12 protein-coding genes are annotated in these 12,797 nt (G+C 72.8%); 7 read left to right on the plus strand and 5 right to left on the minus strand.

The features are described from left to right. The first annotated feature begins 24 nt into the window (after positions 1-24). Genes ACFVIU_RS05440 through ACFVIU_RS05450 form a run of 3 tightly spaced genes read left to right on the plus strand, consistent with a single transcriptional unit; the run spans position 25 to position 3,862 of the window. The gene (locus ACFVIU_RS05440) at positions 25-1,536 is read left to right on the plus strand and encodes a VWA domain-containing protein (RefSeq protein ID WP_385840773.1); all 1,512 of its coding nucleotides are present in this window, start codon (positions 25-27) and stop codon (positions 1,534-1,536) included. After that, on the plus strand, positions 1,533-2,561 hold the full coding sequence (locus ACFVIU_RS05445; RefSeq protein WP_385840774.1) for a hypothetical protein: 1,029 nt from the start codon (positions 1,533-1,535) through the stop codon (positions 2,559-2,561). The genes ACFVIU_RS05440 and ACFVIU_RS05445 overlap by 4 nt, the downstream gene beginning before the upstream one ends. Then, positions 2,558-3,862: an extracellular solute-binding protein gene (locus ACFVIU_RS05450; protein ID WP_385840775.1), complete on the plus strand. Its 1,305-nt coding sequence runs from the start codon at positions 2,558-2,560 to the stop codon at positions 3,860-3,862. Before ACFVIU_RS05445 ends, ACFVIU_RS05450 begins: the two co-directional genes overlap by 4 nt. 15 nt (positions 3,863-3,877) lie before the next feature. Here the strand turns inward: ACFVIU_RS05450 and ACFVIU_RS05455 are convergent, their stop codons facing one another. The 5 genes from ACFVIU_RS05455 to ACFVIU_RS05475 form a co-directional block, all read right to left on the minus strand. After that, entirely contained in the window at positions 3,878-4,984 is a 1,107-nt protein-coding gene (locus ACFVIU_RS05455; protein ID WP_385840776.1) for an aliphatic sulfonate ABC transporter substrate-binding protein, read from the minus strand. A gap of 301 nt (positions 4,985-5,285) precedes the next feature. Then, positions 5,286-5,744 carry an RrF2 family transcriptional regulator gene (locus tag ACFVIU_RS05460; RefSeq protein ID WP_385840777.1) on the minus strand — a complete coding sequence of 153 codons (459 nt, stop codon included), beginning with the start codon at positions 5,742-5,744 and terminating at the stop codon, positions 5,286-5,288. Positions 5,745-5,813: 69 nt separating this feature from the next. Further along, the gene (locus ACFVIU_RS05465; protein WP_385840841.1) at positions 5,814-7,031 is read right to left on the minus strand and encodes an acyl-CoA dehydrogenase family protein; all 1,218 of its coding nucleotides are present in this window, start codon (positions 7,029-7,031) and stop codon (positions 5,814-5,816) included. Positions 7,032-7,044: 13 nt separating this feature from the next. Then, on the minus strand, positions 7,045-7,632 hold the full coding sequence (locus ACFVIU_RS05470) for a winged helix-turn-helix domain-containing protein (protein WP_385840778.1): 588 nt from the start codon (positions 7,630-7,632) through the stop codon (positions 7,045-7,047). 243 nt (positions 7,633-7,875) lie between these two features. Further along, positions 7,876-8,796, minus strand: a complete 921-nt coding sequence (locus ACFVIU_RS05475; RefSeq protein ID WP_385840780.1) for an amino acid ABC transporter permease — start codon at positions 8,794-8,796, stop codon at positions 7,876-7,878. 656 nt (positions 8,797-9,452) lie between these two features. On the opposite strand from ACFVIU_RS05475, the gene ACFVIU_RS05480 reads away from it, so the two are divergent. From ACFVIU_RS05480 to dmpI, 4 genes are read left to right on the plus strand one after another with little or no spacing between them, the layout of a single operon-like run. Further along, positions 9,453-10,580 (plus strand): LLM class flavin-dependent oxidoreductase, encoded by a 1,128-nt coding sequence (locus ACFVIU_RS05480; protein WP_385840781.1) that lies wholly within the window; start codon positions 9,453-9,455, stop codon positions 10,578-10,580. Then, the gene (locus tag ACFVIU_RS05485) at positions 10,577-11,536 is read left to right on the plus strand and encodes an ABC transporter substrate-binding protein (protein ID WP_385840782.1); all 960 of its coding nucleotides are present in this window, start codon (positions 10,577-10,579) and stop codon (positions 11,534-11,536) included. The genes ACFVIU_RS05480 and ACFVIU_RS05485 overlap by 4 nt, the downstream gene beginning before the upstream one ends. Positions 11,537-11,594: 58 nt before the next feature. Continuing rightward, positions 11,595-12,461 carry a LysR substrate-binding domain-containing protein gene (locus tag ACFVIU_RS05490; RefSeq protein WP_385840784.1) on the plus strand — a complete coding sequence of 289 codons (867 nt, stop codon included), beginning with the start codon at positions 11,595-11,597 and terminating at the stop codon, positions 12,459-12,461. Between the two features lie 54 nt (positions 12,462-12,515). Continuing rightward, positions 12,516-12,737 carry a 4-oxalocrotonate tautomerase DmpI gene (dmpI, locus tag ACFVIU_RS05495; protein WP_385840842.1) on the plus strand — a complete coding sequence of 74 codons (222 nt, stop codon included), beginning with the start codon at positions 12,516-12,518 and terminating at the stop codon, positions 12,735-12,737. The last annotated feature ends 60 nt before the right edge of the window (positions 12,738-12,797 follow it).

The following is a 12,797-nucleotide window of genomic DNA, read 5'->3' on the forward strand; positions in this document are numbered from 1 at the left end:
CCCGTGACCACGTGGGGGGACGCAGTGACGACCGGGGCCCAGGACATCGAGGTGACGCTGGAGGTCGGCCAGCACAAGGAGCTGCCCGTCGGCCCGGTCGAGCCCGGGCAGCCGCCCGACCGGGAGATGCACGCCATCCTGGAGATCGGCGTCCACGGGCACGGCGGACCGGGCCTGGCCGCCGGGCCCGCCCACGGGGCCGGGGCGGCGCTCGCCGAGGTGCTGATCGTCGACACCTCGCGCTCGATGCTCGACCCGGCCGACAAGCTGCACGCGGCCAAGGACGCCACCGTCGCGGCGGTCCACAAGCTGCCCGAGGGGGCCGCCTTCGCCGTCCTCTCCGGCCGGTTCGACGCCACCGTGGTGCACCCCGGCCCGGACCGCGCGGTGATGGCGGTCGCCGGGCCGGCCGAACGCACCGCCGCCGAACGGGCCGTACGGATCCTGGACGCGGACGGCGGCACCGCCATCGGCACCTGGCTCGACCTCGCCCGCCGGCTGCTCAAGGACCAGCCCGCGCCGATCAAACACGTCCTGCTGCTCACCGACGGACGCAACGAGCACGACGAGCAGTCCGCCCTGCCGCTGGACACCGTCCTCGACGCCTGCGAGGGCCGGTTCGTCTGCGACGCCTGGGGACTCGGCGACGACTGGGACGCCGACCTGCTGCTGCGCATCACCCGGCGGCTGCACGGCCGCGCCCACGCCGTCCGCCACGAGTCCGAACTGACAGCGGCGTACGAGGAGTTGATGACCGGGCTGCTGGGCACGGCGGTACCCGAACTGCGCATCCGGCTCACCCCCACCCCCGGCACGGTCGTCCGCCGGGTCACCCAGGTGGTGCCGAGCGAGCAGGAACTCCTGGCCGCCCCCACCGGATCCGGGCAGCGCGGCGCCGAGTACGTCACCCGGGCCTGGGGCGACGAGGTCCGGCACTTCCAGGTGGTGCTGGCCGCGGACCCCTCCGGCCGGGAGACCGAGGAGGACCTCCAGCTCGCCGCCGTGGAGGTCGTCGTACCCGAGTTCGGCCGCCCGGTACGGCTGCCCGCACCGAAGCCGATCCTGGTGCGCTGGACCGGCTATCCGCGCGACGCCTCGCGCCGGCATCCCGGGGTGCACCGGCTGGAGCTCTACCAGCAGGCGAGCGCCGCCGTGGCCCGCGCCTACCGGGCCTGGCTGCGCGGACCGCACGGCCGGGCCGCGGCCGACCGCGACCTCGCCCGGGCGCTGGGGCTGGCCGCCGACCTCGGTGACACCCAACTCCTGGCCGCGCTGCGGCAGATCGAGGACGGACCGGGCACCGGCCGCGTCCGCGCCGGCCTCAAGGACGTCGACTGGCAGCACCTGATCCTCTCCAGCGCGATGACGACCCCGCCCCCGCCCGCCGCCTCCCCGGCCCCGCCCGCCGCCCCCGCGCCGCCGGCCGCCCCGGCCGACGCCCTCGTCGAGTGCCCGGACTGCCACTGGCTGGGCCCGGCCGACTCGGTCTACTGCGGCGGCGACTGCGGACGCCTGTTGAGGGAGCCGCCCGCATGAACACCCTGGCCACCCCACCGATGAACACACCGGTCAGCACCCCGGGAGCCGCCGTCACGCCGTCCCGCCGCGCCCTCGCCCGTCTGCTGGGCCTCGGCGCGGGCGCAGGCGCGCAGGGCGGCAGCACCACCGCTCACGACCTCGCCGTACGCCACCGCCTGCTGCTCGCGCTGTCCGCCCTGCTCACCCTGTCGCTGTTCCTGTCCTACGAGGGGGTGCACGGGGACGCCAACCCGTTGCGCACCTCCAGCGCGCCGGCCGTGCTGTCCCTCGACACCGCGGTGTACGCCCTCGGCCGGGCCCAGCAGGACGCGACCGCGGCCGCGCCGACCAGCGACTTCCAGAAGCAGATCGCGGTCGCCCTGCAAAGCCTGTCGGCGGCCGCCGCCGACGACGCCGGCGGCACCGCGGACCGCCAGTCGCTCCAGACGGTCACCGGACTCATCACCGTCTACGCCGTCAAGGTCCAGCAGGCACAGCTGCGCTCCGACGACACCCTGCTGCGCGAGGCCTACCTCGCCTACGCGACCAGCATCCTCAAGGACCACGGGACCGGGATACTGTCCCGTCTGACGGCCCTCCAGGACCGGCAGCGCGCCACCGTGCACCGCCAGACCTCCTTCGGCCCGCTGCTCCGGCTCGGCTGGTGCGCGACCCTGCTGCTCGCCCTGGCGCTCGCCGCCGCACTGGTGGAGACCCAGCTCTTCCTGCGCCGCCGCTTCCGGCGCCGCTGGAACCGGGGGCTGCTCGCGGCCGGCACCCTGCTGCTGGGCGGACTGGCCACCCTGCTGCTGTTCACGGTGTGGACCCACGCCGGAATGGCGGACACCCGGGCCCTGCTCGCCCGGCCGCTGACCGGGCCGGCCATCACCGACGCGGGGCGGCGGACCGCCTCGTACCTCATGGACACCGGTTTCCGCGCCGCGGCCGCGGTGTGGATCCTGACAGGAGGCGCTCTGCTCATGGCACTGGCCGAGACGGGCCTCAGGCGGCACATCGACGAGTACCGGTTCAGGCCCCGGTGAGCGCGCACCGGAACGGCCCCGCACCGGCCGGCGGCGCACCCCGGCGCCGGCTCGGCCGTGCCCTCGTCGCCGTGGCGAGCTGTCTGGTCGTGCTCGCGGCCGGCCTCGTGCTGGGCGCCCGCGCCCTGGGGCAGCAGCCGACCGTCACCCTGCTCGCCAACTGGACCGGCAGCGACGCGGGGAACTTCCGCGACGCGGTCATCGCGCCCTTCGAGCGGACCTACCACATCCATGTCGACTACCAGGGCAGCTCCGCCGAGAGCCAGGTGCTCGGCGCCGACGTGGAGTCCGGCACACCGCCCGACGTGGTGGTGCTGACCGGCCCCGGCGAACTCGCCTCCTACGCCCGGCAGAAGCAGCTCCACCCGCTCGAAGGCCTCATCCCCGAGGAGGACTTCGGCACCTCCTGGACCACACCGCAGGCCGGGCACGTGTACTGGTTCCCGCTCAAGGCCGATCTGAAGAGCATCGTCTGGTACCCGGCCGGCACCGACGAGCACCGGCGCCGCCAGGCCGCGCGGCAGCCCGCCCAGTGGTGCGTCGGCCTGGGCTCCGGCGCCACCAGCGGCTGGCCCGGCACGGACTGGATCGAGGACATCCTGCTCCAGCAGTACGGCCCGGGCGTCTACCAGCGGTGGGCGCGCGGCGAGCTGCCCTGGCAGTCGAAGCCGGTACGCCGGGCCTGGACGACCTGGGGCACGCTGGTCGGCGCGGGTGGCGACAAGGCCCTGGTCCGCCGGGCCCTCGGCACGCCGTACGACCGGGCGTCCAGGCCGGTCGCCGACACCCCCCGGGGCTGCCTGCTGGAGCACCAGGCGTCGTTCGTCCGCAACCGGCAGCCCTGGACCGGGGCCGACGGCCGCTACGAGCCCTCGGCCCGCTTCCTCCCGGGGGCCACCGCGACGGATGCCTGGGAGGTCTCCGGCGACCTGGTCGCCCTGCTGCACGCCACCCCGCAGGCGCGGCAGCTGATCCGCTACCTCGCCTCGGCCGACGCCCAACGCGCCTGGAGCGCCAAGGAGTCCGGGTTCTCCGCCGACGTGCGGGCCCAGCCCGCCCCGGGCGCCGCCGGCCCGGCCTGGCACCGCTCACTCGCCGAGACCCTCCTCGACCATCAGGCGGTGCACTGCTTCGACGCCTCCGACGCGATGCCGCCGGCGGTACGCGACGCCTTCGCCGAGGCGACCATCGAGTTCCTGGCCCACCCCGACCGCCTGCCCGCCCTGCTCCGCTCCTTGGACACCCTGTCCCACACCCCGGACCTGACCTGGCTCCCGTCGGTCTGCGACGGGGTGCCCTGAGCGGAGGCGGTACCGTCATCCGACGCCGAGACCGGCGTCGTCGACCTCCTTCTTGCCCTCGGCCTTGAGGACCTGGTTCAGCGGACGGAGGTCGTAGATGCCCTTCAGGTCGGGCTTGTCCAGCAGACCGGCCTTCACCGCGTGCTGCGCCTCGGTGCTGAGGGTGGCGGCCAGCGGGTCGTCGAGGAAGGTGACGGACTTCCAGGCCGGGTCGATGACCTTGGCCGGCAGCGCCTTGCCCGACAGCTCCTTCAGCGCCGCGTTGGCGGACGCCTTGGCCTTCTCCGGGTTGGCGTTGATCCACTCGTTGGTCTTCACCGAGCCGCGCAGCACGGCCTGGACGACGTCCGGGTGCTCCTTCAGGAAGCCCTGGCGTACGACGATGTTCGTGATCACGAACTTCTTGTCCGGCCACAGAGACGCCTCGTCCAGCAGCACCTTGCCGCCCTCGGCGACCAGCTTGGACGCGGTCGGCTCCGGCACCCAGGCGCCGTCGATGGAGCCGGACTTGTAGGCGTCCGGGGTGATCTTGTTGTCGGTGCGGACGACGGAGACGTCGCCCTGGCCGCTCTGCGCGTCGACCTTCCAGCCCTGGTCGGAGATCCAGTTGAGGAACGCCACGTCCTGGGTGTTGCCGAGCTGCGGGGTGGCGATCTTCTTGCCCTTGACGTCCTTCAGGGACGTGATCTTCTTCGGGTTGACGACGAGCTTGACGCCGCCGGAGGCGGAACCGCCGATGATGCGCAGGTTCTTGCCGGCCGACTTGGTGTAGCCGTTGATCGCCGGGGAGGGGCCGATCCAGCCGATGTCGATGGAGCCGGCGTTCAGCGCCTCGATCTCGGAGGGGCCCGCGTTGAAGGTGGACGTCTTGATGGTGGTGCCGCCGAGTTCCTTCTGGAACAGGCCCTCCTGGACGCCCACGAGGGCGGTGGCGTGCGTGAGGTTGGGGAAGTAGCCGATCTTCACCTCGTCGGCGGAGAGCTTCTTGGCGCCCGCCGGGACCGCGGTCTTCTTCCCGTCGTCGGTGGAGTGGGATCCGTACCCGCAGGCGGTGAGCAGGAGGGGGAGAGCGGCGACGGCGGCGAGGGTGCGCAGGGTGGCGTGCGGTCTTGCGGCAGACACGGAGGTGTCCTCTCAGGAAAGGAAGGGCGGTCGAAGAGGTGTGCAACGGCGTGCTGAGGTCTCAGACCGGCCGACAGAGGGACGTCGACGTACGGCCGAAGTCGATATGACGACGCGAGGTCAGCACGGGCAGCACCCGGTCAGCGCAGCTCAGCGCTCCCATGGCCACCCCCACTTCCCTAGCTTTCCTACCTGGCTGGTGGGGATCGTGGCAGAAGCCGGCGCCCATCCCAAGAGGGGGTTCGCATGCTGGACGACCTCATCTCACTTTTCGGGACGAGGCCGGGAATGGCTCAGTGTGTCAGGGGTTTCCCCACGCCCCCGGGGCATCGGTCAGCGCGGACACCTCGGTGGGCAGCCGGGCGGAGGCGACGTCGGCCAGGGACACACCGTCGAGGATCTCGCGCACATTGGACCGCAGCGCGATCCACAGCAGGAGCAGCGACTCGGCGGGACCGCTGTAGGACAGCTCCGGAGGGCGGACCCCCCGCACCGAGACCAGCGGTCCGTCCACGACCCGGATGACATCGGCGATGCTGATCGACTCGGCGGGCCTGGCCAGCCGGTAGCCGCCGTTGCCGCCGCGCTGGCTGATGACGAGGCCGCCCCGGCGCATGTCGTTCAGGATGCTCTCGAGGAACTTGTGCGGGATGTCCTGGGCGTCGGCGATGGCCTCGGCCTTCATCGGACCGTCGTCCCGCGACGCGGCGAGCTGGAGCGCGGCACGTACCGCGTAGTCCGCTCTGGCTGAGATCCGCATGTGTCCATTATTCCGTACGGCTCCGGCCGTCACCGCAGGCCGGGGCCGGACGCAGGTGACGTGCCGCGATCAGATGGGCAGGGCGAACGGAGGGTGTCCGCCGTTGAGGAAATAGTCACCGACCTCGCGGATCCGGTGGGCGACGGGTTCGTACAGGGTGTGGGTCCGGGCATTGCGCCAGAAGCGGTCGAAGCCCAGCCCCGAGGAGGCGGAGCGGACGCCGACGATGTCGAGGGCGCGGGAGGTGGACTCCTGCGCGGCCCGGGAGGCGGCGGCCTCGGCCAGCGCCACCAGGACCGAGATCTCCGCGGACTCGTCGTAGGTCAGGTCCGCACCGCGCCCCAGCCCGCTGTGCACGGCGTCCAGCGCCTGGTCGGCGAGGGCGGACGCGGACCGGGTGAGGACGGTGAGTTCGCCGTAGACGGCCAGTGCGTGCGGGTCCTGGGCCCAGCCGGCCGGCCAGGGCGAGCGGCCCGCCCGGCTGTACTCCCGGGCCTCGGCGAGCACGCCCTCGGCCATGCCCACACGGAGCTGGACGGAGAGCAGGCGCGCGACCGGGGACGCCAGGGCGGCCAGCGGCGACAGGACGTCCTCGTCCGCGGACAGGGAACCGAGGATGTCGTCGGCGGCGACCGGTACGGCGTCGAACTCGGCACTCCCGCCGGCCGCGAGCCGCTGGCCGAAGGCGTCGGGGTCGGCGTCGATCCGCACGCCGGGCCGGGCGGGATCGACGACGACGGCGAGCGGCTCGCCGGTGTCGGCCCGCACGGCCCGCACGGCGAGACGGTCGGCGACCAGTACCCCGGTGGCGTAGCTCTGCCGGCCGTCGAGCACCTGGCCGCCGCCCTTCCTGGACAGCGTCAGGGGGGCTTCCTGACGGGCGAGGCCGCCGCCCCAGCACCACTGCTCCGCCGCGGACTGCCGCTCGACCCGGTCGGCGAGGTCGGCCTGTGCGAAGAACGGCGCGCACCACGACAGGAAGTAGTGACAGCCGAGCAGCTGACCGATCGCGCCGTCGGCCGCGGCGATCTCGCGGACCACGGCGTAGGCGGTGGGCCAGTCCGCGCCGCCGCCCGCGTGTTCGGCCGGGGCGAGGAGTGTCAGCAGTCCGGCCTCGCGCAGGCGGGAGACCTCGTCGAACGGGGTCTTGCCCGCCTGCTCCCGGACCACCGCGTCCGTGGCCAGGTCGTCCGCGGTCTCGCGGGCCACGCGCAGCCAGTGCGCACGGCCGGGCCCGGTCCGCCCGGACTCCGCGTCGGGTGCGCACGGCGCGGTGGCAACGCCCATGGTCATGGTCTCCTCACGGTCGAAGGCAGGGCGCGGTGTCGGCGCTCGCCTGCCGGTCGGGCACGTACTTGTAGCCCACGCGTCGTACGGTCACGATCCGGTGCCGGTGAGCGGCGCCCAGCTTGCGGCGCAGGCGCGCGATGTGGACGTCCACCGTGCGACCGTCGCCGATGTGGTCGTAGCCCCAGATGCCGGCCATCAACTGCTCGCGGGTGTGCACCTGGTGGGGCTGCCGGACGAGATGGGACAGCAACCCGAACTCCAGGTAGGTCAGGTCGAGTTCGCGGCCGTCCACCTCCGCGGCACGGCGCGCCGGATCGATGCGGACGACACCGTCTCCGGCCGGTGGCGCGGGAGGCGGCTCCGGGTAGGCGACCGGCCGGATCTCCGGCGGGGTGACGCCCTTGGCGAAGAGCCGGGCGGGATCGGTGCCCTCGGGCACCAGTACGAGGTAGCCGACGAGGCGAGGGGAACCGTTCGCCTCGCCATCGTCCTGCGGGGAGCTGCCGCCCTGCGGGAAGTCGCCGACGAGGCGGAGGCGGCGGGTGTCGGGGAGCTGAACGGCCGAGGGGCCGGAAGGGTGGGGCAGTGCCGTGGTCATGCGGTCGTCCTTCGAACGTTGCGTCAGGAGAAGGAACCGTGTGGCACGCGGGGTGTCGGGCGCGTGCGCTACGCGCGACAGCAGGCGGCGCTGACGACGTGACCAAAGTCGACATGCCGACGACGAACGAGTCGTTGCTGCGTGTGGGACATGCGCACCATCCTGCGCACCTTCCGGGGAGGCCGTCAATGATTCCCCAGTAATTCGATAGGGAATGTAGGAAAGATTACGCCGCGGGGCCGTTCAGCGGGCGGATCCGCGGGCGTAGTACCGCTCCACGTAGTACTGGCCCGCGCTCAGCACGGAGGTCACGGCGATGTACCAGAGGGTGGCGACCAGCAGCAGCGGGATGACCTGGTACGTCTGGTTGTAGACCAACTGCACCGAGTACAGCAGGTCGTGCACGGCCAGCACGCTGACGATGCTGGTGCCCTTCAAGGTGCCGATCAGCATGTTTCCGGCGGTCGGGACGATGGAGCGCATCGCCTGCGGGACGACGATCCGGCGCAGGGTGCGCAGCCGGCCGATGCCGAGGGCCTGGGCCGCCTCCGTCTGGCCGGCGTCCACTGAGAGGATGCCGCCGCGTACCGCCTCGGCGGCGTAGGCGGCCTCGTGCAGGGTCAGCCCGATGACGGCGGTGAGGGTGGGGCCGAGCAGGTTGACCGTCTTGACGGTGACGAACTGGGGCCCGAACGGGATGCCGAGGCCGAGCGTCGGGTACAGGGCCCCGATGTTGAACCAGAACAGCAGCTGCACCAGCAGCGGGGTGGACCGGAAGATCCACACATAGCCCCAGCTCAGCGCGCGGAGCACGGGGTTGGCGGACAGCCGCATCACGGCCAGGAAGGTGCCGAGCAGGAAGCCGAGCACCGTGACCACGCCGGTCAGCCAGAGCGTGAGCAGCAGCCCGTCGAGGACGGCGCCGGTGGTGAAGTACTGGCCGACCACGTCCCACTGGAAGGCGCGGTTGCGGACCACGGAGCCGACCACCATGGCGAACACCAGCAGCGCGGCGCCGCCGGTCAGCAGTCGGCCGAGGTGCCGGCGCGGCACGATGCGCGGCAGGTCCTCGGGGGCGCCGGGGCCGGGGGTCTGCGGGCTTTCTACGGGCGGGACGGACGCCGGGAGGCGGGAGGAGTCGGTGATGTCGGACGGCGAAACCATCAGGGGTTCTCCAGGGGGAGGGACGTGCGGGCACGGGTGACCACCCGGCGGCACACACGGTCAGGAAATCCGCGCGGACAGGGCGCGGGGGCAGGGGCGGTCGGCCCGGTTCCGGCGTCATCACGCTCGCCGCGTCCCTCAACGCGGCCGGTACCGGCTGCCGCGCGCGGCCAAGCCGGTCCGGCCCCGATCGTAGGGTCCCGCCGTGCGGATGTGTCAACCACACGGAGGCCGCTCAACTCCGGTCCACCAGGCGGGACATGGTTGACGGAACGCCAGATGTACTGCTCAATTAATCGCATGGATGCCGATCAACGTCTGGTCACCCGTGACCACATCGACTTCGGTCGGGTGTGGTCCGCAGCGTGTTGCGCCTGATGCGGCAGCGGGCCGTCTGACCGGCCCTTCCCTCCCTCGGTCACCCCGTCGCGGGCCGAGTCCTCCTGCGCGTGGCACCGTCGCCCGGACGCGTCGACACCTCTGCCGCCACCCCCGCCCGCCCCGGCGTCATCACATCACGTCACCCCCGTGTCCCAGCGCTCCGCGCCGCGCCGGCACACCCGGCCGCCGAGAGGGCTGTCCCGCCGTACCCGCGTGCCGGCCGGAACACGGCACCCCAGCACGTTCGCCAAGGACCTGAGGAAAGGCCATCTTCCATGCCCGTGGAGTTCCTCGGCATCGCCGCCACCAACGACGGCTCCGAGACCACCCCGCGCTCCGGCGCCGCCTTCGACAAGGAGTACACGCTCCGGCTCGCCCGTGCGCACGAGGAGCACGGCTGGGACCGGGTGCTGTTCGCCTACGGTTCCGGATCGCCGGACCCGGCGCCGGCCGCCGCGTACATCGCGAGCCGGCTGGACCGGCTCCAGATCCTGCTCGCCCACCGCCCGAACGTCTCGTACCCGACCTTCGCCGCCAAGACCTTCGCCACCCTCGACCAGATCAGCGAGGGCCGGCTGACCGTGCACTTCATCACCGGCGGCAACGACCACGAGCAGGGCCGGGAGGGCGACACCCTCACCAAGGACGAGCGCTACGCCCGCACCCGCGAGTACATCCGGATCGTCAAGAAGATCTGGACCAGCCACGAGCCCTTCGACCACGAGGGCGAGCACTACCGCTTCCACGACTTCGTCAGCGACGTCTTCCCCGTGCAGCAGCCCCGCCCGAAGGTCTCGTTCGGCGGCTCGTCACCCGCCGCGTACGCCGCCGGGGGCGCCGAGGCGGACATCTACTGCCTGTGGGGCGAGCCGCTGGCGCGGACCGCCGAGCAGATCGAGCAGGTCAAGGCCGCCGCGCGGGCCGCGGGCCGCAGCGACGTGCCGCGCATCCAGGTGGCGTTCCGGCCGATCATCGCCCCGACCGAGGAACTGGCCTGGGAGAAGGCCCACCGCACGGTCGGTGCCATCCGGGAGCGGCGCGGGGCGGGCCTGGGGCGGCGGCGCCCCGGCGGAACCCCGGAGAACACCGGCTCGCAGCGGCTGATCGCCATCGCCGAGGAGGGCGAGCGCTACGACCGGGCCCTGTGGACCGCGACCGCCGCCGCCACGGGTGGCGCGGGCAACTCCAACGCCCTGGTCGGCACCCCGGAAACGGTCGCCCAGGCCCTGCTGGACTACTACGACCTCGGCGTCGACATCCTCTCCGCCCGCGGTTACGACCTGCTGGACGACGCCATCGACTTCGGCCGGTACGTCATCCCGATCGTCCGCGAGGAGGTCGCCAAGCGCGACGCCGAGCGGACGGCCCAGGAGACGCGCACCCTCACGGCGGTGGCCGAATGACGTCACTGGCTCGCGTCGTCGGAACCCGCCTGCGCACCGCGGCCGCCCTCGCCCTGCTGCCGCTCCTGACGCTGACCGCCTGCGGCAGCGGCTCCGGTGGCACGGGGGTGGTGGGCGCCCAGGCCGCTCCCGCGCCGACCGACGACCCGGTCGCCGCCGTGCACACGGTGGACTCTGTGGCCGCCCTGCTGCCGGCGAGCGTCCGCAAGGCGGGCACGCTGCGGGTCGGCAGCGCGGTCGGCTACCCGCCCGGGGCGTACTACCCGAACGGCCCGGACAAGGCCCCCGCCGGCCAGGACATCGACCTCGCCGACGCGGTCGCCAAGGTGCTCGGCGTCAGGCTGCTGCGCCAGGACGCCTCCTTCGAGACGATCCTGCCCGCGCTCGGCAGTGGCAAGTACGACGTCGGCACCGGCAACTTCGGCGTCACCACCGCACGCCTGAAGAGCGTCGACTTCGTCACCTACATCAACGACGGCCAGGGCTTCGCGGTGAAGAAGGGCAGCACCGCGCTCAGGAAGAAGGTCACCGACCTCACCCAGCTGTGCGGGCTGACCATCGGCACCGGGGCCGGCACCACCTTCGAGGCGACCCTCACCGCGCAGAAGGGCGTGTGCGCGAAGGCGGGCAAGAAGCCGTACGACGTGAAGGTCTACTCGGAGAACGCGGCGACCCTCACCGCACTCCAGCAGGGCCGCATCGACGTGATCATGTCGACCATCAACGGACTGCGCTACCAGGCGGCCCAGCCCGCCGCACAGACCACCTTCCTCGGCGAGTACCACCGACTCGACGTCGGCTTCGCCTTCCGAAAGGGCTCCCCGCTCACCAAGGCCTTCCAGGCCGCCGTCAACGAGCTGATCAAGGACGGCACCTACGCCCGGATCCTCGCCAAGTGGGGCACCTCCGCCTCCGCGATCGACACCTCGCGGATCAACCCGCCCGAGCACGCATGAGAGGTGAGCCGGGCTCGGGCCGTCCCGGCCGGCCCGGCGGCCCTCTACAGTCGGGCGCATGGAACTGCGCCAGCTCAGCTATTTCGTCGCCGTCGCCGAGGAGTTGCACTTCGGGCGGGCCGCCGAGAAGCTGCACATCGTGCAGTCGGCGGTCAGCCAGCAGATACAGCGGCTGGAGCGGGAGCTGGGTGCCGCGCTGTTCGACCGTTCGCCGCGCCGGGTGCGGCTGACGGCCGCGGGGGAGCGGCTGCTGCCCGAGGCGCGGACGGTGCTGGCGGCGGCGGAGAAGGCCCGGGCGGCCGTGGCGGCGCCGGCCGGGCTGCGGCTCGGCACCAGCACCGGGCTCGGCACCCATCTGGACCGGGTGCTCGGCGGGTTCGCCGAGCGGGCGCCGGATGTGGCCGTGGACCTGTTCTCGCTGCCCGTCGCCGAACGGCTGGCCAGGGTCGCCGACGGCCGGCTGGACGCGGCGTTCGTCCGGGCCGCCGAACCCCCGCCCGGAGTGCGGGTGCTGCCGTTGTGGCCGGACCCGCTGGTGGCCGCCCTGCCCGCCGCGCACCCGCTGGCCGCACGGGCCGAGATCGACCTCGCCGACCTGGCCGAGCTGCCCCTCGCCCTGGTCCCGCGCCGCGTCAACCCGGCCCTGGTCGACCTGGTCGTCGGGGCCTGCCATGCGGCCGGGTTCGAGCCCGTACCGGGGCCGGCCAACCGCTCCCTCCAGGACACGCTGGCCACCATAGGGGCCCGGCCCCTGTGGACGGTCGTCTACGCCTCCCACGCGCGCGTGCTGCACACGCCCCGAGTGGCCTACGTCCCCTTCCGCGCCCCCGGACTGGCCCTGTCCACGGGCCTCGCGGTACCGGTGGCCGACCCCACCCCGCACCTGAAGAAACTGCTGCTGGCCTGCGACGATCACGAAGGCTGATCGCTGCGGTCGCGGAGTGCTTCTTGGTCGGGGACGCGCCCCGCGGTGAACTTGGTGCACCGGAAGGGCAACGTCACTCAAGGGAGTTCGGTCATGCCGATCGTCACCATCCAGCAGGGTCCGCGCGATGTCGAGCTGAAGCGGGACCTGGTCCAGCGGGTCACGGACGCCTTCGTCGACGCGTACAAGATCCCCGCCGAGACCGTGCAGGTGTGGATCCACGAGGTGCCGGCGGAGAGCTGGGGCGCCGCCGGGAAGCTCACCGCCGACAAGTAGCCGGCAGGTGGAGAGGGGGGGGGGGGGGTGTGGGGGGGGGGGGTGGGGGGGGCGGGACCG

The organism is Streptomyces sp. NPDC127190 (assembly GCF_042672505.1).
In the GTDB taxonomy this organism is placed as follows: Bacteria; Actinomycetota; Actinomycetes; order Streptomycetales; family Streptomycetaceae; genus Streptomyces.